Origin of the sequence: Ewingella sp. S1.OA.A_B6 (assembly GCF_049889095.1) — a bacterium.
Lineage (GTDB): Bacteria > Pseudomonadota > Gammaproteobacteria > Enterobacterales > Enterobacteriaceae > Ewingella.
On sequence record NZ_JBLJFK010000001.1, the window covers coordinates 59,852 to 82,734 of the forward strand.

Annotated in this window: 15 protein-coding genes and 6 tRNA genes; 5 read left to right on the forward strand and 16 right to left on the reverse strand. The window is 50.0% G+C overall.

The annotated features are described in order from the left end of the window. From corC to miaB, 4 genes are all read right to left on the reverse strand, one after another. Positions 1-879 (reverse strand): CNNM family magnesium/cobalt transport protein CorC, encoded by an 879-nt coding sequence (gene corC, locus ACMV8I_RS00310; RefSeq protein ID WP_498863258.1) that lies wholly within the window; start codon positions 877-879, stop codon positions 1-3. 123 nt (positions 880-1,002) lie between these two features. Further along, entirely contained in the window at positions 1,003-1,494 is a 492-nt protein-coding gene (gene ybeY / locus ACMV8I_RS00315; RefSeq protein ID WP_498863259.1) for an rRNA maturation RNase YbeY, read from the reverse strand. Next, positions 1,491-2,567 carry a PhoH family protein gene (locus tag ACMV8I_RS00320; RefSeq protein WP_498863260.1) on the reverse strand — a complete coding sequence of 359 codons (1,077 nt, stop codon included), beginning with the start codon at positions 2,565-2,567 and terminating at the stop codon, positions 1,491-1,493. The genes ybeY and ACMV8I_RS00320 overlap by 4 nt, the downstream gene beginning before the upstream one ends. A 271-nt stretch (positions 2,568-2,838) precedes the next feature. After that, positions 2,839-4,263 carry a tRNA (N6-isopentenyl adenosine(37)-C2)-methylthiotransferase MiaB gene (gene miaB, locus ACMV8I_RS00325; RefSeq protein WP_498863261.1) on the reverse strand — a complete coding sequence of 475 codons (1,425 nt, stop codon included), beginning with the start codon at positions 4,261-4,263 and terminating at the stop codon, positions 2,839-2,841. Positions 4,264-4,469: 206 nt separating this feature from the next. Between miaB and ubiF the strand changes: the two genes are divergently transcribed. Beyond that, positions 4,470-5,654 carry a 3-demethoxyubiquinol 3-hydroxylase gene (gene ubiF / locus ACMV8I_RS00330; protein ID WP_498863262.1) on the forward strand — a complete coding sequence of 395 codons (1,185 nt, stop codon included), beginning with the start codon at positions 4,470-4,472 and terminating at the stop codon, positions 5,652-5,654. Between the two features lie 204 nt (positions 5,655-5,858). Here the strand turns inward: ubiF and ACMV8I_RS00335 are convergent. The 11 genes from ACMV8I_RS00335 to nagB form a co-directional block, all read right to left on the reverse strand. Continuing rightward, positions 5,859-5,933, reverse strand: a tRNA-Gln gene (locus ACMV8I_RS00335). 39 nt (positions 5,934-5,972) lie between these two features. Next, positions 5,973-6,049: transfer RNA gene (locus tag ACMV8I_RS00340), tRNA-Met, on the reverse strand. An 83-nt stretch (positions 6,050-6,132) separates the two neighbouring features. Further along, positions 6,133-6,207: transfer RNA gene (locus tag ACMV8I_RS00345), tRNA-Gln, on the reverse strand. A gap of 65 nt (positions 6,208-6,272) precedes the next feature. Beyond that, positions 6,273-6,347, reverse strand: a tRNA-Gln gene (locus ACMV8I_RS00350). A gap of 24 nt (positions 6,348-6,371) precedes the next feature. Next, a tRNA-Leu gene (locus ACMV8I_RS00355) sits at positions 6,372-6,456 on the reverse strand. 10 nt (positions 6,457-6,466) lie between these two features. Beyond that, positions 6,467-6,543 (reverse strand) — tRNA-Met (locus tag ACMV8I_RS00360). A 230-nt stretch (positions 6,544-6,773) separates the two neighbouring features. Further along, complete coding sequence (gene asnB, locus ACMV8I_RS00365; protein ID WP_498863263.1) at positions 6,774-8,435, reverse strand: asparagine synthase B; 1,662 nt, start codon at positions 8,433-8,435, stop codon at positions 6,774-6,776. A 378-nt stretch (positions 8,436-8,813) separates the two neighbouring features. After that, positions 8,814-9,566 (reverse strand): HAD-IIA family hydrolase, encoded by a 753-nt coding sequence (locus ACMV8I_RS00370; protein ID WP_498863264.1) that lies wholly within the window; start codon positions 9,564-9,566, stop codon positions 8,814-8,816. Positions 9,567-9,599: 33 nt separating this feature from the next. Next, the gene (gene nagC / locus ACMV8I_RS00375) at positions 9,600-10,820 is read right to left on the reverse strand and encodes a DNA-binding transcriptional regulator NagC (protein WP_498863265.1); all 1,221 of its coding nucleotides are present in this window, start codon (positions 10,818-10,820) and stop codon (positions 9,600-9,602) included. A gap of 19 nt (positions 10,821-10,839) precedes the next feature. Further along, the gene (nagA, locus tag ACMV8I_RS00380; protein WP_498863266.1) at positions 10,840-11,979 is read right to left on the reverse strand and encodes an N-acetylglucosamine-6-phosphate deacetylase; all 1,140 of its coding nucleotides are present in this window, start codon (positions 11,977-11,979) and stop codon (positions 10,840-10,842) included. A gap of 145 nt (positions 11,980-12,124) precedes the next feature. After that, positions 12,125-12,925, reverse strand: coding sequence for a glucosamine-6-phosphate deaminase (gene nagB / locus ACMV8I_RS00385; RefSeq protein ID WP_498863267.1), 801 nt, complete (start codon positions 12,923-12,925; stop codon positions 12,125-12,127). A 484-nt stretch (positions 12,926-13,409) separates the two neighbouring features. Here nagB and nagE point away from each other — a divergent pair, with 484 nt between their 5' ends. The 4 genes from nagE to ACMV8I_RS00405 all read left to right on the forward strand — a co-directional run bounded on the left by nagE (position 13,410) and on the right by ACMV8I_RS00405 (position 22,032). Further along, positions 13,410-15,446 carry an N-acetylglucosamine-specific PTS transporter subunit IIBC gene (gene nagE / locus ACMV8I_RS00390; protein WP_498863268.1) on the forward strand — a complete coding sequence of 679 codons (2,037 nt, stop codon included), beginning with the start codon at positions 13,410-13,412 and terminating at the stop codon, positions 15,444-15,446. Between the two features lie 183 nt (positions 15,447-15,629). Further along, positions 15,630-17,300 (forward strand): glutamine--tRNA ligase, encoded by a 1,671-nt coding sequence (gene glnS / locus ACMV8I_RS00395; protein WP_498863269.1) that lies wholly within the window; start codon positions 15,630-15,632, stop codon positions 17,298-17,300. Between the two features lie 488 nt (positions 17,301-17,788). Further along, a complete protein-coding gene (gene chiP, locus ACMV8I_RS00400) occupies positions 17,789-19,270 on the forward strand; it encodes a chitoporin ChiP (protein ID WP_498863270.1) in 1,482 nt (493 codons plus the stop codon). An 86-nt stretch (positions 19,271-19,356) separates the two neighbouring features. Further along, complete coding sequence (locus ACMV8I_RS00405) at positions 19,357-22,032, forward strand: beta-N-acetylhexosaminidase (protein ID WP_498863271.1); 2,676 nt, start codon at positions 19,357-19,359, stop codon at positions 22,030-22,032. A gap of 148 nt (positions 22,033-22,180) precedes the next feature. On the opposite strand, the gene fur is transcribed toward ACMV8I_RS00405, so the two are convergent. After that, positions 22,181-22,636 (reverse strand): ferric iron uptake transcriptional regulator, encoded by a 456-nt coding sequence (gene fur / locus ACMV8I_RS00410; RefSeq protein ID WP_498863272.1) that lies wholly within the window; start codon positions 22,634-22,636, stop codon positions 22,181-22,183. Positions 22,637-22,883: the final 247 nt, after the last annotated feature.

Here is a 22,883-nt window from a genome sequence, read left to right on the forward strand (position 1 = left end):
TTATTCTTCCAATATCGGTTGCGGCGCGTCGTCCGGTATTCTTACGTGAACCTGAATAATACGTCGGCTGTCGGCCATCGCAACTTTGAACAGGTAACCACCGATTTCAATGGTTTCGCCGCGTGCAGGTAAATGGCCGAACGACTGCATGACGAGTCCGCCGATCGTATCCACTTCATCGTCACTGTAATGGGTTTGGAAGACTTCATTAAAATCTTCAATCTGTGCCAGAGCACGGACGGTGTAGGTGTGACGGCTGAGTTGGCGGATATCAAGATCTTCCACTTCATCATATTCGTCATCGATTTCACCGACGATCAATTCAAGGATATCTTCGATGGTGACTAGTCCGGAAACGCCGCCGAATTCATCGACCACGATAGCCATATGGTAACGCTGTGAGCGGAACTCCTTCAGCATGCGATCAACTCGCTTGCTTTCGGGCACCACTACTGCGGTTCTCAGCACTTTATCAATGCTGAATGGCTCGGAGGATGTGCGCATAAATGGCAACAAATCCTTGGCCATCAGGATGCCTTCAATGTGGTCCTTATCTTCACTGATCACTGGGAAGCGTGAGTGTGCGGATTCGATAATCACATCGAGGCACTCTTCCAGCGGCTGATTACGTTTGAGTGTGATCATTTGAGAACGCGGGATCATGATGTCGCGAACGCGTTGCTCGGCGATATCCATCACGCCTTCCAGCATGTCACGGGTATCGGGATCGATCAAATCGTTCTGTTCGGAATCACGGATCAGCTCAACCAGATCGCCACGGTTTTTTGGTTCACCGTGAAAAAGTTGGCTAAGAATAAGGGAAAAGAAGCCCTTCTTGGGACTGGGGCTGTCACTATTTTGTGAATGGTCATCGCTCATGGCGTTTGGTTATGTTTACTCATATTGATGGAAATAATAATCAGCGGCCCCTTCTTACTTGAAACTGCAGCGGTGTTAGCTGGGGCTCGCTGCAACTCCAATGACGTTGGGGAAATCATCACACTAATCTCGAAGGTCGTCTTTCTCAGCATCTTCAATGAAAACATACGGATCTGGGTAGCCCAGACTTTGCATGATTTCGATTTCGATAGACTCCATTTCTTCGGCTTCATCATCGACGATGTGGTCATACCCTAGCAGATGCAGGCTGCCGTGAACAACCATATGCGCCCAATGCGCCAGCAGGGCTTTTTGCTGCTCCGCTGCCTCCTTTTCAACGATCTGTCGGCAGATGACCAGATCGCCCAGCAGCGGCAGCTCCATGCCTGGAGGTGCCTCGAACGGGAAGGATAACACGTTGGTAGATTTGTCTTTACCACGATAGGTCATATTCAGCTCGTGGCTCTCGGCATCATCTACAATCCGGATGGTGACTTCTGACTCTTCCTGAAACTGTGGCAGGACCACATCCAGCCATTTCTGGAAATCACTTTCAGCCGGTAGACCGTCACTGCTTTCACATGCAATTTGTAAATCGAGAATAACCTGACTCATTGACTAACCTGTTGGGACGACGGCTGATGGGATTCATGACGGCGCTGCTCTGTAATGGCATCGCGCCGTTTCTGGTCTTCTTCTTCCCAGGCTTCATAAGCGACCACAATACGCGCCACCACCGGATGGCGGACCACGTCTTCGCTGTGGAAGAAGTTAAAGCTAAGCTCTTCGACGCCAGAGAGCACTTCAATAGCATGGCGTAGGCCGGATTTTTGATGGCGAGGCAGGTCGATTTGCGTCACGTCACCTGTTATCACCGCTTTTGAGTTGAAGCCGATGCGGGTCAGGAACATTTTCATTTGTTCAATCGAGGTATTCTGGCTTTCATCCAAAATAATAAAAGCGTCGTTGAGCGTACGCCCACGCATGTAGGCCAATGGCGCCACTTCAATCACGTTGCGTTCGATCAGCTTCTCCACTTTCTCAAAACCCAACATCTCGAACAGCGCATCATACAGCGGACGCAAATAAGGGTCGACTTTTTGGCTGAGATCGCCTGGCAGGAAGCCCAGTTTTTCACCGGCTTCGACGGCAGGGCGGGTCAGCAGGATGCGACGTACTTCCTGACGTTCAAGCGCATCTACTGCCGCTGCCACCGCCAGATAGGTTTTACCGGTACCGGCCGGGCCGATGCCAAAGGTAATATCGTGGTCAAAAATATTGGCAATGTACTGCGCCTGATTCGGCGTACGTGGCTTAACCATGCCGCGTTTGGTTTTGATGATCACCGACTTGCCGAAGTCAGGGACGTTTTCGGCAGTCTGCTCCAGAACACGGCTCTCTTTAATCGCCAGATGGATTTTTTCAGGATCAATATCCTGAGTTTCGCCTCGCAGTGGCGCAGTATCCACGTATAAATTACGCAGAATATTGATTGCAGCGTCCACCGGCAAACGCTTACCGACCAGTTTAAAGACGTTATCACGACGGTTGATTTCGACGCCCAACCGGCGTTCCAGTTGCTTGATGTTGTCATCAAATGGCCCACAGAGGCTCAGCAAACGCTGATTGTCTTCGGGCTCCAGCAAAATCTCTTGTGTTACAACGTTCAAACTATTCCTGTGGGCCACGCTGGACCTGTTGATGTGCCTGATATTTTCGCTTTAGCGCATCGTACAATTGAGGCGAAAAGCTCACCATACCTTGGTTAATAATACATGCCGTTGGCAAAATATGCCTTGTTACCCGTTGAACTGTGTATACCTTAGTTACAATATGCGGCCTGTCTCGAAAAATTAAACCGTAGTGAAGGTTAAGTTGGCCGTTTTCTTATACCAATCAAAAAAAAGAAACAGGGCGCCGAAGCGCCCTGTCGATGAATCGTTCATACAAAATGAGAGATCAGGGCTGATAGAGACCCACGCCAATCCCATTTTCTTTACGGGTGCGGGCAATAACCGACTCCGGTGATTGATGCATGCGCATCGCCATCTGCTGTTCTGTGCGCACTATCACGCCGCGTAGGGAGTTGGTGTAGACATCCACAATTTCGGCATCGACGAATTTGCCGATCATGTCCGGCGTACCTTCGAAGTTCACTACCCGATTACACTCGGTGCGTCCGGTCAGTTCCATCACGTTTTTACGTGAAGTCCCTTCCACCAGAATGCGTTGTACGGTGCCCAGCGTTGCGCGGCTGAAACGGACCACCTGCTGCGTTATACGGTCCTGCAACATCTGTAAACGCTGCTTCTTCTCCTCCAGGCTGACATTGTCCACCATGTCGGCGGCTGGCGTGCCGGGGCGAGAAGAGTAAATGAAACTGAAGCTCACGTCGTAATTAATCTCAGCGATAAGTTTCATGGTTTTTTCGAAATCTTCGTGAGTCTCACCCGGAAAGCCAATGATGAAGTCAGAACTCATATGAATATCGGGCCGCACCGCGCGTAGTTTGCGGATAATCGCTTTGTATTCGAGCACCGTGTGCGGGCGTTTCATCATGGTCAGGATACGGTCAGAACCGCTCTGAATAGGCAGGTGCAGGAAGCTCACCAGCTCAGGCGTGTCTTTATAGACGTCGATGATGTCATCGGTGAACTCCACTGGATGGCTGGTGGTGAAGCGGATACGGTCAATGCCGTCGATAGCCGCAACCAGGCGTAACAGGTCAGCAAAACTGCATACTCCACCGTCAAAGGTGCAGCCACGGTAAGCGTTAACGTTTTGCCCAAGCAGGTTGACTTCACGGACGCCCTGCGCGGCGAGCTGGGCGATTTCGAACAGCACATCATCGCTCGGGCGGCTGACTTCTTCACCCCTGGTATAAGGTACGACGCAGAAGCTGCAATATTTGTTGCAGCCCTCCATGATCGATACAAACGCCGTCGGTCCGTCGGCACGGGGTTCTGGCAGACGGTCAAATTTCTCTATCTCGGGAAAGCTGATATCGACAATGGGGCTTTTAGTACCGCGCACGTGGTTGATCATTTCCGGCAGACGGTGCAACGTTTGCGGGCCAAAGACGATATCGACACAAGGTGCACGCTGGCGCAGCATCTCACCTTCCTGCGAGGCCACACAGCCACCTACGCCGATGATCACATCCGGGTTGTTCTTTTTAAGTAATTTCCAGTGGCCGAGCAGGCTGAACACTTTTTCCTGAGCTTTTTCCCGTATCGAGCAGGTATTCAGCAGCAGGATATCGGCTTCGTCAGCGATGTCGGTCAACTGGTAACCATGCGTGCTTTCGAGCAGATCGGCCATTTTGGATGAGTCATACTCATTCATCTGGCAACCCCAGGTTTTGATGTGCAGTTTTTTCATCATCGGCTTGTCATTACTCAATGCGGGTGAAAAGCGTTAAAGCGGTGTCCGTTCTGCAGGGTAAAAGTAAGGTGAGAGCGGCGTGGATGCTAAGAGAACATAGTGTAGACCCTCACAAAGGTGGTGACCAGTGGCAGCTTCGACTCTGAAGATAGCCTAGAAATCCGGTACACTTTAGCCAGTGATTTCCATTATCAAGCCGGATGAAAATGAATAACTCTGAAAAATCTTTTGATGCGGTCGTCGTTGGCGGCGGCATGGTGGGCGCAGCGGCGGCCCTGGGGCTGGCACAGAGTGGTTTTAGGGTTGCCCTGATTGAAAACGAAAGTCCGGTCGAATTCGACGCTATGGCGCCGGTTGACTTGCGTATCTCGGCCATTGGCTGCGCGTCGGTGCGTTTTCTACAGAAGTTGGATGCCTGGACAGCCGTTGAACAGATGCGTTCGACGCCCTATCGGCGGCTGGAAACCTGGGAAAATCAGGGCTCTGAGGTAATTTTCGATGCGACATCGTTAGGTTTGCCTGAGCTGGGTTTCATGGTGGAGAATCGTGTTTTACAGTGGGCGCTATGGCAACAGTTCGCTGACTTACCCAATCTCACCTGTTTTTGTCCGTCGAAATTACGTCATCTGCTGTCGCATGAAGATAACCGCTGGACACTTCAGTTAACGACCGGGGAAGTGATCAGCACGCAACTGGTAGTCGCCGCCGATGGGGCTAATTCAATGGTGCGTCAGTTAGCGGGTATCGGCATTGACGGCTGGCAATACCGTCAGAACTGTATGTTAATTAATGTTGAAACATCATCGCCAGATCAGGACACCACCTGGCAACAGTTTTTCCCTTCAGGCCCGCGCGCATTTTTGCCGCTGTCCGGCAATAACGCATCACTGGTGTGGTACGACAGTCCGCAGCGCATCCGCTATCTGCAATCTTTGAGTATGCCGCAACTGACCGTCGAAGTGATGAAAGCGTTCCCTGCGCGCCTTGGCGAGATCACCGCAAAATCTGCTGGCGCTTTCCCGCTGGTTCGGCGGCACGCACAGCGTTATGTCCTGCCTGGGCTGGTACTGGTCGGGGATGCTGCACACACCATTAATCCGCTGGCGGGGCAGGGAGTGAATCTGGGCTATCGTGATGTTGAGGCTTTACTGGATGTGCTGGCAAAAGCGCACGCCCGTGATGAATCCTGGGGCGATGAGCGTGTGCTGTTACGCTACCAGCGTCAACGTCGTTTGGATAATCTGCTGATGCAAAGCGGTATGGATCTCTTCTATACCGCATTCAGCAATGATTTACCGCCGGTAAAAGTGCTGAGAAACCTGGTATTGATGACCGCGCAACGGGCCGGGGTCCTTAAAACCAAAGCGCTGAAATATGCACTGGGGATTTAAATTAGATGGAAGTAGATAAATTTGTTTACCCATCTCCCAAATAATTCGAGTTACAGGAAGGCGGTAAAGGAAGGAACCCGATGCGCTTACTCAAGTAAGTGATTCGGGTGACTGAGTGCAGCCAACACATCGGTAGCTTAAAGTATGAAGGGGAGACATTTAAAAGCAAAAGGCCCGCATTGATGTTTGCGGGCCTTTCTAATGTGGCTGGGGTGCCAGGATTCGAACCTGGGTATGCTGGTATCAGAAACCAGAGCCTTACCGCTTGGCGACACCCCAAAAGTACAAGATAAATCTAAACACTCATCAGACAGTAAATGGTGGCTACGACGGGATTTGAACCTGTGACCCCATCATTATGAGTGATGTGCTCTAACCAGCTGAGCTACGTAGCCAATCTTTACTGATTTACTGCAAAACTTCAAGCACAAATTAACTAATTTAATAATGAATTTCAAGTGCTTATCAATAAGAAGTATGGCTGGGGTACCTGGATTCGAACCAGGGTATGCTGGTATCAAAAACCAGTGCCTTACCGCTTGGCGATACCCCAATGGTACAACTACTTCAAATTGGGTTTTCTTTAGCGATATATCAGAGATATAAAAAAAAGAAAAATGGCTGGGGTACCAGGATTCGAACCTGGGAATGCTGGTATCAAAAACCAGTGCCTTACCGCTTGGCGATACCCCAACTGTGCTTACCGATATCAGGAAATGGTGCGGGAGGCGAGACTTGAACTCGCACACCTTGCGGCGCTAGAACCTAAATCTAGTGCGTCTACCAATTTCGCCACTCCCGCAAAAAAAAGATGGTGGCTACGACGGGATTCGAACCTGTGACCCCATCATTATGAGTGATGTGCTCTAACCAACTGAGCTACGTAGCCATCTTTTTTTGCTAAACCTTCATCGGCGTTGCGGGGCGCATTATGCGGAGTTGACCGTTTTGCGTCAACCTCTTTTTTGACGAAAAAGCCCTGAGAGCTGTCATTTGTCTGGCTTATAACCAGTGTGGTGATTAAAACAGCAAAACACATTATTTCTAATGGCTTTAGTTACGAAAAAACGGGCCTGGAAAGGCCCGTTAATGGGGATGAATCATGACGACTATTTAGGATCAGTAGGCCGACTGATGCACGCCTACTGCACGTCCTGACGGATCGTTCATGTTTTTGAATGACTCGTCCCACTCAATGGCTTTAGCCGATGAGCAGGCGACTGACGGGCCGCCAGGCACACATTCTGCCGCGCTTGGGAGCGGGAATAATTCTTCGAAAATGGTGCGGTATAAATACGCTTCTTTCGAGCCCGGCGTGTTATGCGGGAAGCGGAAATGCGCAGTTTCGAGCTGTTGGTCGGTAATTTGCTGGCCAGCGACCTCTTTTAAGGTGTCAATCCAGCTGTAGCCCACGCCATCGGAGAACTGTTCTTTCTGGCGCCATGCAACACTGTGGGGCAGGTAGGATTCAAAACATTCACGCAGGATATGTTTTTCCATTTTGCCGTTGCCGCACATCTTATCTTTCGGGTTCAGGCGCATAGCAACGTCGAGGAATTTTTTATCCAGGAATGGCACGCGCGCTTCCACGCCCCATGCTGACATCGCTTTGTTAGCACGTGCGCAGTCAAACATGTGCAAGGCCAGCAATTTACGCACTGTCTCTTCGTGGAACTCTTTAGCATTTGGCGCTTTATGGAAGTACAGATAACCGCCCAATATTTCGTCAGCACCTTCGCCGGACAATACCATCTTAATGCCCATCGCTTTGATTTTACGAGACATTAAATACATTGGTGTTGAGGCGCGGATGGTGGTGACGTCATACGTTTCGATGTGATAAATCACGTCACGGATGGCATCAAGACCTTCCTGAACGGTGAAGTGAATTTCATGATGCACGGTACCCAGATGCGTCGCCACTTCCTGCGCCGCTTTCAAATCCGGTGAGCCTATCAGGCCCACCGCAAATGAATGCAGTTGAGGCCACCAGGCTTCGCTTTGATCTTTATCTTCGATACGGCGCCCGGCAAATTTCTTGGTGATGGCAGAAATAACCGACGAGTCCAGCCCGCCAGACAACAACACACCATAAGGCACGTCAGACATCAGGTGACTTTTTACTGACTCTTCCAGTGCGTCGCGCAGGGCTGCGGCGTCGGTCACGTTGTCTTTGACATTGTCGTAGTCAAACCAGTCACGATGATAGTACTCGCGGATTTCTCCGTCCTGGCTCCACAGGTAGCTACCTGCGGGGAATTCTTTGATAGTGCGGCAAACTGGCACCAGCGATTTCATTTCTGATGCCACATACATGTTGCCGTGTTCATCGTGGCCATAATAAAGAGGGATGATGCCGAGATGGTCGCGGCCAATCATGTAGGCGTCTTTTTCTGTGTCATACAGGATGAAGGCAAACATGCCCTGAAGCTCATCGAGGAATTCCGGGCCTTTTTCCTGATAAAGCGCCAGGATCACTTCGCAGTCAGATTCGGTCTGGAATTCGTAACGGTCGCCCAATTCTGCACGCAGAGCCTGATGGTTGTAGATCTCGCCGTTGACGGCCAATACGTGAGTGTGCGCGGCGTTATACAGTGGCTGCGCACCGTTGTTGACGTCGACAATCGACAGACGTTCGTGGCACAGAATGGCTTTATCGCTGGCGTAGACACCGGACCAGTCGGGGCCGCGATGGCGCATCAGGCGGGACAACTCCAGCGCTTTTTTACGCAGTTCAATGGAGTCTGTCTTGATATCGAGCACACCGAAAATAGAACACATATCTCTTTCTCCTAAAGACTTTTCTCAATACCCTTCATTCTTCTGGTAGCCAACGCACCTGCTACTCGAATAATTTTGGGTATAACTATTTTATCTTGTTTGCTAAGCGCTTTGCCGAATTCTCATAAAAGGTTCGACTTCGCTGTGTGGTTGACTAAGAAAATGCGGCAAAACCACCATAGTGTGCAAGTAGTTTCACCTTCTTCTGAAAAATAGTTTATAGAAGAGGGTCTGGCTTTGATGGATTCTCAGTTTATGGCTATTTAAATTGAAGAATGTGCAATTTTTCCAGGCAATTCGACATACAGTGAAAATACAGCCAGGAAATAATCAGGAGAGGGAGACGTCTGACCTGACGGGCAGACGTTATGTCGGCTGCTAAATAATTTCGATGTCGGCCACTGACGGATAAATCCATGATGGGCGGAACGGCATCTCTTCGACATCATTTAATGTGGATACGCCTGACAGCACGAGAATGGTTTCCAGACCCGCCTGAAAGCCAGCAAGGATATCAGTACGCAAGTTATCACCGACAATCACTGTCTCTTCAGAATGGCCCTGCATTTTGTTCAGTGCTGACCGAATGATCCATGGGCTTGGTTTACCAACATAGAACGGCTTGCGACCCGTGATTTTTTCAATCGGTGCGCAAAGAGCACCACAAGCTGGCGAGAAGCCATGCCCATGACTGTCGGGGTTAGTGGCAATAAAGCGTGCGCCGTTAGCGATAAAGAAAGCCGCTTTATGGATCATATCCCAGTTATAGGAGCGCGTTTCGCCGACGATCACGAAATCAGGGTTGATATCAGTGATGGTGAAACCGGCTTTATACAGCTCATGGATCAGTGCGCCTTCACCAACGACATAGGCTTTTTTACCTTCCTGACGCTTAAGGAAATCAGCGGTTGCCATCGCTGAGGTATAAAATGCGCTCTCAGGCACATCAAGACCGGCGGCCGAGAAACGGTTGGCTAAATCCTGTGCGGTTTGCGACGGGTAGTTGGTCAGCACGACCAGCGGCATCCCCTGTTCCTGAATACGGGCGAGAAACAGATCGGCGCCTGGTATCGGGGTATTGTCGTGCAACAGCACGCCGTCAATATCACAAATTACGTTCTTAATCGTCATAAATCCCTATTCCCTTCCTCAATATACCACGGCTTAATTTTCCATCAGACGCTGTAGCAGAACGCCATTGAGCATCGCCCGCTTGACCAGCGCAAAAGCGCCAATCGCAGAGTGATGATTAAGTTCGGATTTCACGATCGGCAGATTATGGCGGAAATCCTTCAATACCTGAGCGTTAATGCAGCTCTGAATGGCTGGCAGCAGCACCTTTTCGGCATCGGTGATTTCACCGGCAATCACGATTTTCTGCGGATTGAACAGGTTAATGGCGATAGCAACGCCTTTGCCCAACTGGCGACCTGCGTATTCAATGACTTCGCAGGCCAGCCCATCGCTGCGGTTTGCGGCTTTACAGATGGCACTGATTGAACAGTCATCAAGTGATAGTTTGCTCGGATAACCCTGTTTTAACAGGTGACGAACGCGGTTTTCAATCGCAGAGTTGGCGGCCACGGTCTCCAGACAGCCGAAATTACCGCAGTGGCAGCGCTCACCCAATGGGTCAACCTGAATATGGCCAATCTCACCGACGTTGCCGTTGCTGCCGAGAAAAATTTGCCCATTAACGATGATACCTGCCCCTGTACCCCGGTGCAGGCGAACCAAAATGGAGTCCTGACAATCGCGTGTTGCACCGAAATAGTGCTCTGCGAGTGCCAGACTGCGGATATCGTGACCGACAAAACTGGTGACGTTGAATTTTTCTTCCAGCGCATCGACCAATTTCCAGTTGCCAACGCTGATATGTGGCATATAGCGCACAATACCTTTGTTTGGATCAACCAAACCGGGAAGGATCACGGAGATCGCAATCAGCTCACGGATCCTGCGCTGATTTAATTCAATGAAGTTAGCGATGGCCGAGAATAGTGCATTTTCCAGCGTTTCCTGCGTGCGTTCCGGCAGAGCGTAATGCTGCTCTGCAAGCGCTTTGGCGCTAAGGTCATACAGCGTGATGGTCGCATCATTGCGTCCAAGACGGATAGCGATGGTATGGAAAGGGCGGGTTGCGGCGATGATCGAAATTGCGCGGCGGCCTCCGGTGGAAGCCTGCTGATCGACTTCTTTGATCAGCCCGCGCTCTAAAAATTGGCGGGTAATTTTTGTGACGCTGGCCGGAGCCAGGTGGCTGTGATCCGCAATTTGTATACGGGAAATTGGCCCTTGCTGATCAATCAGGCGGTAAACCGCCGCGCCGTTTAGCTGCTTCACCAGATCAACGTTGCCGATTTGTGCCTGTCCGCCAGTCGTCATCAATACTTTTATCCGTCAATTAAACTTCGTCACCATTAACGATAGTTTTTGTAATTTTGAAGTCCGGGGTGAACGCGGTCAGGTTAGCTACTTTTCCGGCTTCGATAGTACCCAGTTGCTTCTCTAGCCCTATCGCTTTTGCCGGATACCATGTCGCCATACGTAGCGCTTCATCCAATGCAATACCAACGTGTTCGACACTGTTTTGTACCGCTTCGATCATCGTCAGCGCTGAGCCGCTGAGGGTACCATGCTCGTCCACACAAAGTCCGTCGCGATAGTATATTGTTTTACCAGCAAAAATGAACTCCTGAATGTCGGCGCCTGCGGGTGCTGTGGCATCAGTCACCAGTACCAGTTTGTCGCCTTTGAGTTTTTTCGCATTGCGTACGTTTGCCCATGCCACGTGGTGTCCGTCAACGATGATGCCGGTATAGACTTCGGCAGTATCAAAGATAGCGCTGATCAGCCCTGGTTGGCGGCCAGTAATCGCGGGCATGGCGTTGAAAAGGTGTGTCGAGAAGGTGATCCCTGCGGCAAAGCCTTTGCGCGCTTCTTCATAGGTAGCGTTGGAGTGTCCGGCGGAAACAATGATGCCTGCGTCACGCAACTGTTGAATAAATTTGTCCTCAACCTGCTCAGGAGCCAACGTCACTTTGGTGATGACATCCGCATTGGCGCAGAGATAGTCGATCATTGCACTGTCAGGTTTGCGGATGAAAATTGGGTTGTGAGTGCCTTTTTTCAATGGACTGAGATACGGTCCTTCAAGGTGCAGACCCAGCGCCTGATTGGGGTGTTTTTCCAAATAGGTGCGCATCACCTTGATGCCGTGCTTCATGTAGTCATCGCTACAGGTGATCAGCGTCGGTAAATAGCTAGTGCAGCCAGATTTTTCATTAGCTTTTTGCATTATTTCTAACGTTTCAACGGAAATGGCTTCCAGTGAATCGTTGAACTGCACGCCGCCACAGCCGTTAAGCTGCAAGTCGATAAATCCAGGGGCAAGGCGTGCGCCAGCCAGATCACGTGTTTCCATATTGGCCTGCAGATCTGCTAACGGGCAGACCCGTTCGATCTTGCCATTGGCAATCACCACCGCGTGGTTATCCAACACGTCGTGGCCGGTATAAATACGGCCGTTAATCAATGCGTACATCATGCCCCCTGATACGTTTGCCCTTCTTCAGTCACGCTGCTGCTGCGTTGGCTGCCTCACTCCGATCACTTACTTCAGTAAGCTCCCGGAGATTTGTTTCGTTGCCGCCCTGCCGCAACGGACTGGCTTCGGGCATAATTTTTAGTTAAAGATTCTTCATGTTTTCCGCTTCTAACTCGCGGAAATATTTGACTGTTTTCATTTTGAGTTCCATCGTTGATGGCTCATCGCACACGACAACCGCTTTTGCGTGCAGTTGGAGACAACTAATGGTCCACATGTGGTTAATGTTACCTTCAACCGCAGCTTCCAGAGCCTGGGCTTTTGCATGACCGGTGACCAGGATCATGACTTCTTCGGCATCTAACAGTGTGCCTACACCGACGGTTAGGGCGAATTTAGGCACCTGAGACACATCGTTGTCAAAGAAACGGGAGTTGGCGATACGGGTTTCATGAGTCAAGGTTTTGATACGAGTACGTGATGCCAGAGAAGAAGCAGGCTCGTTGAAAGCAATGTGGCCGTCGTTACCTACGCCGCCCATAAACAGATTAATTTTGCCATAAGACTTAATTTTTTCTTCGTACTTACGGCACTCTTCGTTCACGTCTGGCGCATTGCCATTCAACAGGTTGATATTTTCGGCTGGGATATCAACGTGATCAAAGAAATTTTTATGCATGAAAGTATGGTAGCTCTCAGGATGCTCCTGCGGCAGACCCACATATTCGTCCATATTGAAGGTGACTACATTTTTGAAGCTGATCTGGCCCGCTTTGTGCATACCTACAAGGTGTTTATAGGCTTCAAGTGGTGTACCGCCGGTAGGCAGGCCGAGAACGAAAGGGCGCTCAGCGGTGGGTTTGAAGGCAGTGATTCGTTCAACGATATGACGTGCAGCCCATTTGCCAACGTCGGTCGTGTTGTTTAAAGGAATTAGTCTCATTACATACCTCTTAGTTTTCAGAACTTGAATATACCCGTCATACTTCAAGTTGCAGATGCGTTGGCTGCACGCGCTCACCCGAGTCACTTACTCGTGTAAGCTCATCGGGATTCACTTACTTGCCGCCTTCCTGCATCTCGAATTATTTGGTGTATATGCTGTATGGGATTCGAAAGCTGTGGCTCAAAAATTCATTACTGTAAGCGTAAACCAGAGAGCGGGTTTACGGAGCGGCACAAAGCCGTCTAGATTTTTTTAATCATAAAATAAGTTTGGTGTATTGACCAGTGTCGCGGCCTGTTAATACTGTTTTTTAGTGATTTTTATCACAAAAAACGAGGTTTTAATTTGCGATACGAAATAATTTTTTTACACTCACAGTGTAATCGGTGAAATCAGATTTTCTAAAAAGCTTTTATAAAGATAGTAACCATGGTTATTCAACTACTTAGGTGATTCGCTTTGGGGCGAATAGGGGGAAATATTGAACATTCTTAGTTACTTGCAAAAAATAGGCCGGGCCCTGATGGTTCCTGTCGCTACGCTGCCTGCGGCGGCCATTTTAATGGGTATTGGCTATTGGATCGACCCGGTAAGTTGGGGTGGGGACAACGCTCTGGCGGCACTTTTCATAAAGTCCGGTTCGGCTATTATTGAACATATGTCGGTTCTGTTCGCCATTGGTGTGGCTTACGGTATGTCCAAAGACAAAGACGGAGCGGCTGCACTGACCGGTTTTGTCGGGTTCCTGGTAGTGACCACATTGTGTTCACCGGCTGCCGTGTCAATGATTCAGAAAATTCCTCTCGATCAGGTTCCTGCCGCCTTTGGCAAGATTGAGAATCAGTTCGTGGGTATCCTGGTGGGTATTATCTCTGCCGAAGTCTACAACCGCTTCAGTCACGTCGAACTGCCTAAAGCACTGTCGTTCTTCAGCGGTCGCCGTCTGGTGCCAATCCTGGTCTCTTTCCTGATGATCCTGGTTGCTTTCATCCTGATGTACATCTGGCCGATGGTCTTCAACGGTCTGGTGAGCTTCGGTGAGCACATCCAAAAGCTTGGCTCTGCGGGTGCGGGTATCTACGCGTTCTTCAACCGTCTGTTAATTCCGGTCGGTCTGCACCATGCGCTGAACTCGGTATTCTGGTTTGACGTCGCAGGTATTAACGATATCCCTAACTTCCTGGGTGGTCAGCAATCTATCGAAGCGGGTAAAGCCGTTGTGGGTATCACCGGTCGTTATCAGGCTGGTTTCTTCCCGATCATGATGTTCGGTCTGCCGGGTGCAGCACTGGCCATCTACCACTGCGCACGTCCTGAAAACCGTGCGAAAGTTGCGGGTATCATGATGGCAGGGGCTTTCGCTGCCTTCTTCACCGGTATCACCGAACCGCTGGAATTCTCCTTCATGTTCGTAGCTCCGGTGTTGTACGTCATCCACGCCGTGCTGACCGGTATTTCCGTGTACATTGCTGCAAGCATGCACTGGATCGCCGGTTTCGGCTTCAGCGCAGGTCTTGTGGATATGGTGCTCTCCTCGCGTAACCCGCTGGCGACGCATTGGTACATGCTGATCCCACAAGGTCTGGTGTTCTTCGCTATCTACTACGTGGTATTCCGTTTCACTATCAACAAATTCAACCTGCTGACTCCGGGTCGTGAACTGGCCGTTGCCGGTGACGAAACCGACGGTTACGACGTTGATGTGGAATCAGGCGGTAATAAAACTGACGAAACGGTGGCTTTAGCACGTCGTTATATCAGCGCGATTGGCGGTTCAGAAAACCTGACAGGTATCGATGCCTGTATCACCCGTCTGCGTCTGAGCGTGAAAGATTCTGGAATGGTCAATGATTCCCTGGCTAAGCGTCTGGGTGCTTCTGGCGTTATCCGTCTTAACAAGCAAAGCGTTCAGGTGATTGTGGGTACTCGTGCTGAAATCATCGCAGGGGCAATGCGCACTGCCATGACTGGAGGTCCGATTGCTGGTGTAAGCGCCGCGCCTGTTGCGCCTGCGGCTGATATCAAGCCTCAGGCGGTGCCTAACGCGCCTAAAGGCGTGGTTGAAACACTGGTTTCCCCTATCACCGGTGATGTTGTTGCCTTGGATCAGGTTCCTGATGAAGCCTTTGCCAGCAAAGCGGTAGGTGACGGTGTGGCGATTCGCCCAACCGACAAAATCGTAGTTTCTCCTGCCAATGGCACCGTGGTGAAAATTTTCAACACCAACCATGCGTTCTGCCTCGAAACTGATGCCGGCGCTGAAGTCGTGGTGCATATGGGGATTGATACCGTGGCGCTGGAAGGAAAAGGCTTCACCCGTCTGGTTGAAGAAGGGGCCACGGTGAAAGCCGGTCAGCCTGTGCTTGAACTGGATCTTGACTTCCTGAACGCTAACGCACGTTCGATGATAAGCCCTGTTGTCGTCAGCAACATTGATGACTATTCAGGTGTGGTATCATTGGCAAGCGGCTCCGTGGTGGCTGGTCAGACTAAACTGTTCGACATCCATGGCAAATAAGCAGGGCAAATAATTTTCCTGTTTTCGCACTAAATCTGAACGGGAAGAGAGCAATCTCTTCCCGTTTTTTGTTTCAAAACCGGTTAACCCCTATTTTATGTAACTAACGGTTGTTTCCCGACGTGGCTTGTTGGAACATAAGCGGTTATCCGTAGAGCTAATGTCGCGTAGAGGAATTGCATAATGAGTGAGGCTGAAGCCCGCCCAACAAATTTCATCCGCCAGATCATCGATGAAGATCTGGCATCCGGGAAACACAACACTGTTCACACCCGTTTCCCGCCTGAGCCTAATGGCTATTTGCATATCGGCCATGCCAAGTCTATCTGCCTGAACTTTGGTATTGCGCAAGACTATCAGGGGCAATGTAACCTGCGTTTTGACGATACCAACCCGGCCAAAGAAGATATCGAGTTTGTTGAGTCCATCAAGCATGACGTTCAATGGCTGGGGTTCCAGTGGAGTGGAGAGATTCAATACTCTTCCAACTACTTTGACCAGTTACACGACTATGCGCTGGAGCTTATTAATAAAGGGCTGGCTTACGTTGATGAACTGTCGCCTGAGCAAATCCGCGAGTATCGCGGGACGTTGACTGCTCCGGGCAAAAACAGTCCTTATCGTGATCGCACTGTTGAAGAAAACATCGTACTGTTTGCCAAAATGCGTCACGGTGAGTTTGCCGAAGGCGCTGCGTGTTTGCGCGCTAAAATCGATATGGCATCACCATTCTTCGTAATGCGTGACCCGGTGCTCTATCGCATTAAATTTGCACATCATCACCAGACTGCCGATAAATGGTGCATCTACCCGATGTATGATTTCACCCACTGCATTTCCGATGCGCTGGAAGGGATCACCCATTCTCTCTGTACGCTGGAATTCCAGGACAACCGCCGTTTGTATGACTGGGTTCTGGATAACATCACCATCCCTTGTCATCCGCGTCAATACGAGTTCTCCCGTCTGAATCTCGAATACGCCATCATGTCCAAGCGTAAGCTGCAACTGCTGGTGTCTGAGAAGTTCGTAGAGGGTTGGGATGATCCCCGTATGCCAACGGTCTCAGGTTTGCGTCGTCGTGGCTACAGCGCTGCGTCTATTCGCGAATTCTGCCGTCGTATCGGCGTGACCAAGCAGGACAATAACGTCGAGATGATGGCGCTGGAATCTTGTATCCGTGATGATCTGAATGAAAATGCCCCACGTGCGATGGCAGTGATCAACCCGCTGAAAGTGGTCATTGAGAACTTCACTGGCGACGCCGTACAAATGGTAAAAATGCCAAATCATCCGGGCAAGCCAGAAATGGGCACTCGTGACGTGCCGTTTACCCGTGAGATTTACATCGATCAGGCTGACTTCCGCGAAGAAGCAAACAAGCAGTACAAGCGTCTGGTGCTGGGTAAAGAAGTTCGTCTGCGCAATGCGTTTGTTATCAAAGCTGAACGCATTGATAAAGATGCCGAAGGCAATATCACTACCATTTTCTGTAGCTATGATATTGATACTTTGAGTAAAGATCCTGCTGATGGCCGCAAGGTGAAAGGCGTGATCCACTGGGTGTCCGCGACAGAAGGAAAACCGGCGGAGTTCCGTCTGTATGATCGCCTGTTCAGCGTGGCCAACCCGGCGCAGGCCGAAGACTTCCTGACCACGATCAATCCGGAATCTCTGGTTATTGCTCAGGGCTTTGTCGAGCCAGGTCTGGGCGGCGCGCAGCCTGAAGTCAGCTTCCAGTTCGAACGTGAAGGTTACTTCTGTGCTGACAATCGCTACTCCAGCGCCGATCACTTGGTGTTTAACCGCACTGTGGGTCTGCGTGATACATGGGAAAGCAAACCGGCTGTTTGACCGTTTCTTGTGATTTAGCACGGTAATTAGAAACGTAGCTTTGGCTGCGTTTTTTTACGTCAATATTTTGTCTGTATAGACGTGCCGACGATAAGGTGCAATTTATCTTAATTTTTAATTTTAAAAAAGATCGCAATTTACTGACCACTCTGAATTAATTCCGTTTCCAGACTGTTTGAAAGAAACCTCCTCGCTTTGAATATGTCTCTGCATTAAAGAGTATAGTAGTTGAACGCCCAATCTAACTTTATGATTTTAAATATTTAAATATTATTCCCTCATCATTATTCCATTTTATTTAAACATTACATAAATACATGTTTATGTGCACTTTGTCATACTTATGGTAATTAGCTTAAATTATTTGTTGATAATTCGCGCTGCGAAAAATAGTCTTAACCTTGGTTTTTGTGCAGGTATAGCTGATTGATGACCGGCCGATAACCCATTTTGGTTTGCGTTAACTTTCAAATAAAAAAGGATTTTTTATGTTTAAGCTCCTTAACCAAGGCAGGACAGCCACTGACCTTAACCCGACAGCCACAATAAAACCGCTCGCCTTCGCTCTTGCCAGCACGTTGTTGACAGGTGGAATGATGACCACACCTGACGCGCATGCGGCGGGTTTTATTGATGATTCAACGCTGACCGGTGGGGTGTATTACTGGCAACGTGAACGTGATCGTAAAGATCTGAATAAAACCAAAGAAGAAACTCGTCCTGACGGTAGCAAAGTGACGGTAAACAACCCTGACTACAATAAATATGCCACCAACCTTTCACATTCTACTGCCAACCTGAATCTGGACTTCTCCTCTGGCTATGCTTGGGACATGTTTGGTCTCGACGTTGCAGCATTTACCGCTATTGAAATGGCCGAGTCCAGTGACAGCGGTCATCCCAATGAAATTGCTTTTTCTTCCAGCGACCGCGCCTATAGCGAGAGTTTTTCTGGCGATAAAAGTGGCGTTACCCTGTATAAAGCAGCGGGTAAATTTAAGTATGGCGGCTTTTGGGGCCATGCAGGCTATATCCAGCCGACCGGACAAACGCTAATTGCGCCACATTGGAGCCTTATGCCGGGCACCTATCGTGGTGTTGAGGCAGGTTACAAGCATGACTTCGGTGAGCCAGGTGAGCTGAGTTTCTCCTACATGTGGGCGGACAGGTACAAATCGCCATGGCATCTGGAGATGGATAATTTCCGGGAGAATGACCGTACCACCGGTGTCTCTTACATTCACTCCCTCGGCGCGAAATATGACTTCAAAAATGACGTCGTGCTGGAAGGGGCTTACGGCCAGGCTGAAAGCTATGTCGACCAGTACTTTGCAAAAGCCTCTTATAAAATGGATCTGGCGGGAAATCCGCTGACCACCAGTTATCAGTTTTATGGTGCTCAGGACCGTATTAGCGATAAAAACGATCCCAACAGTATTTATGACGGACTCGCCTGGTTACAGGCTCTGACCTTTGGTTATACCACTGGACAGTTTAACTGGCGCCTTGAAGGCACCATGGTGAAAGCTGAAGGCAATCAAGGCTTCTTCCTGCAACGTATGACCCCAACCTACGCCTCTTCCAATGGACGCCTGGATGTGTGGTGGGATAACCGCTCAGACTTCAACGCTAACGGCGAAAAAGCCGTATATGCCGGAGTACTTTACGACCTGACCCAATGGGACTTTCCCGGTCTGGCCGTTGGCGGTTCCTACGTCTATGCGTGGGATGCAAAACCCAGTACCAACGCTACGTACGATCAGAGCCAGCGCTTGAAAGAAAGCGCCTGGAGCCTCGATGCCCTTTACACCATTCAGGAAGGCCGCGCCAAAGGCACGCTGTTCAAACTGCACTACACCCAGTACGACAACCACTCCGACACCCCAAGCTGGGGCGGCGGTTACGGCAATATTTTCCAGGACGAGAAAGACGTGAAGTTTATCGTGATGGCTCCGTTCACTATCTTCTGACGCCAGCTGTCGTGATGAGAAATTCCATGACAAGAAATCAGAACGCACAATGCACCTGACACAATGAATCAAGGATGTGATTGCAGATGAAAAAATTCAGATTGAAAGCGCTAACCGCAGCAACTCTGATGGGCGGAATGGTTGGCGGGAGTGCCATGGCCGATCAGCAACGTGTGGATCAACTCAGCCAGTTAAAAGTGAACTACGCTGTGCAGGATAATCAAGCGGGTGAACATGGCATTGATTGCAGTCTATTGGGCGCAGACTGGGCGGCCTGTAACACGGCCAACATCACGCTGACCAATGCCGGGCAGGAGATCAAGGGTAAAGACTGGGCGATTTACTTTCACAACATTCGCCGTATTTTAAAAGTGGATAATGACCAATTCACCATTACGCGCATCACCGGCGATCTGCACAAACTCGAACCCACTGATAAATTCACCGGTTTTTCCGCTAATCAGAGCGTCAGTATTCCGATTGTTGGTGAGTACTGGCAACTGTTCGAAAGTGACATGATCCCGCGCTGGTATGCGACGTCCGGGGACGCCCAGCCAAAAGTACTGGCAAACACCGACACTGAAGATTTACATCAGTTTGTGACGCCGTTTAAAGGCAACCAGTGGAAACGCACCTCCACCGATAACAACGTGCTGATGACACCGGCCAGCCGTTTTGTCAAAAACGAAACGCTGGCGGTATTACCGGCCGCCACGCTGCGCGGGCAGATTGTACCGACGCCGCTTGAAGTGAAGATCCATGCTGGCGATATTGATTTAACCAAGGGTGTGGCACTGGGTCTCAGCGCGCTGGAAAAAACGGCGGCACAGGCTGTCTCCCAACGCTTTACCCTGCTAGGTATTGCCGAAAATGCAGGCGGCTACCCGATAACTACCTATATTGAGAAATCTAAATTTGCCGGGAAACAGGCTGTGTACGGGGCATACATCCTGAACATCGGCAAGCAAGGTGCACAAGTGACGGGTTACGATCAGGCTGGTGTGTTCTACGGTTTGCAATCTATCCTGAGCTTAGTACCGTCTGACGGCAGCAAGACAATTGCCCAACTGGATGCCAAAGATGCCCCGCGCTTCGATTACCGCGCTATCTTCCTCGACGTAGGTCGCAACTTCCACACCAAAGCAGCGGTGCTGCGCTTGCTGGATCAAATGTCGGCTTACAAGCTGAATACTTTCCACTTCCACCTCAGTGATGATGAAGGCTGGCGTATTGAGATCCCGGGTCTGCCGGAATTGACTGAAATCGGTGGTAAGCGTTGCCACGATCTAACAGAAACGAAATGTCTGTTGCCTCAGTTAGGTTCTGGGCCTGATACCACCAATAACGGCAGCGGTTTCTTCACGCGCCAGGACTATATCGACATCGTGAAGTACGCCAGCGCGCGCCAGATTAACGTCATTCCGGAAATTGATATGCCAGCGCACGCCCGCGCAGCGGTGATTTCGATGGAAGCGCGTTACAACAAACTGATGGGAGAAGGTAAAGAGAAAGAGGCCAATGAGTTCCGCCTACTGGATCCAACCGATGCCTCTAACACTACGGGCGTACAGTTCTACGATCGTCACGGCTATCTGAATCCGTGTATGGACTCGTCAAAACGCTTCGCTGATAAAGTGATTGGCGAAGTCGCGCAGATGCACCGACAGGCCGGCCAACCGCTGACTATCTGGCACTTCGGTGGTGATGAAGCGAAAAATATCTTCCTCGGCCCGGGTTATCAGGACAAAAACGACAAAGTCGAACCGGGCAAGGGCCTGATCGACCTTAGCAAGCAGGACAAGCCGTGGGCGCAGTCGCAGGTGTGTCAGGCAATGGTTAAAGAGGGCAAAGTGCAGGACGTTGAACACTTACCCAGCTACTTCGCCGTTGAAGTCAGTAAAATGGTTAAAGCCCATGGTATTGAGAAAATGCAGGCATGGCAGGATGGCCTCAAAGATGCGAAAGATGCCTCCTCATTCGCCACCCAACGTACCGGCGTAAATTTCTGGGATACCCTCTACTGGGGTGGTTTCGACACGGTGAACGACTGGGCTAACAAAGGCTACGAAGTCATCATTTCTAACCCGGACTACGTCTATTTTGACTTCCCGTATGAAGTTAATCCACAGGAAAAGGGCTTCTACTGGGGCACGCGTTTCAGCGACGAAGCCAAAGTGTTCAGCTTTGCACCGGACAACCTGCCGCAGAACGCAGAAACGTCGGTTGACCGTGACGGCAACGTCTTCGAAGCGAAAAGTGATAAACCATGGCCGGGTGCTTTCGGGATTTCAGCCCAGTTGTGGAGCGAAGTGGTGCGGACCGATGAGCGCATGGAATACATGATTTATCCGCGCCTGTTGCCACTGGCTGAACGTGCGTGGCACCGCGCGGACTGGGAAATGGATTACAAAGCAGGGCGTGAGTTTGCCGGCGGAAAAACGCACCACGTCGATACCCAGGCGTTACATAAAGAGTGGATACTGTTCGCTAACCTGATGGGCCAGCGTGAATTACCGAAAATGGACGCGGCCGGAGTCGTTTACCGTCTACCCGTTCCGGGTGCTCGTATTGCGGATGGCAAACTGGAAGCTAACGTTTCACTGCCGGGACTGTCTATCGAATATTCACTGGATGGAGGTGAGCAGTGGTTGCGTTATGATGACGGGCAAAAACCGCAGGTCAGTGGCAAGGTTTGGGTTCGCTCCGCTTCAGCAGAGGGTAAGCGTTTCAGCCGTGCTGAGCAGGTTGACGGTAAATCTTAACCCTCTTTCTCATACTATCTGACCCCGGTTCACCGGGGTTTTTATCTCTGCAAAAGAGCGGGCGTGAAATAGCAGACATAAAAAAACCGCTTTTCAGCGGTTAATTATAGTTCTGCATGACAGTACGCATGATGTCAAAACCGGAAAACTATACTAAGGGTTTGTCGTTATGCAGGTTGTCATTCTCGCGGCAATCACCCAGTTCGCAGTGGCCGTAGAGATAAAGACTGTGGTTGGTCAGTTTGATGCCATGTTTCTTGGCAATCTCACGCTGACGACCTTCAATATATTCATCGCGGAATTCGAACACACGGCCGCAATCCAGGCAAATCAGGTGATCGTGGTGATGTTGCTGAGTCAGTTCGAAAACAGATTTACCGCCTTCGAAATTGTGACGGGTTACGATCCCCGCATCATCAAATTGGTTCAGTACGCGGTAAACCGTCGCCAGACCAATTTCTTCGCCCATATCAATCAGTTGCTTGTACAAATCTTCCGCACTGACGTGATGACCTTCCGGCGCTTGCAGCACTTCCAGGATCTTGAGTCGCGGAAGCGTGACTTTTAAGCCAGCTTTTTTCAGTGCGGTATTGTTGTCAGTCATGCGGATTCAGTCCTGTTACTATGCGAGTCGCGTTGAGGCATGAAGCCTGTGGTTCAAGATAAAACGATTTCCTGTTAACAAAGATCATATCTTTTATGGTTGCAGTGAAGATATCGCAACGGCTTGATCATGAGTAAAAACAGCAGATCTGAGTGTACCTTGATACCGTCGAAAGTTACAATTTTGTAGCGATTAAATTGTTAATTTCAATAATAGATAGCGCCTTTCAATTCATTATAAACGACTC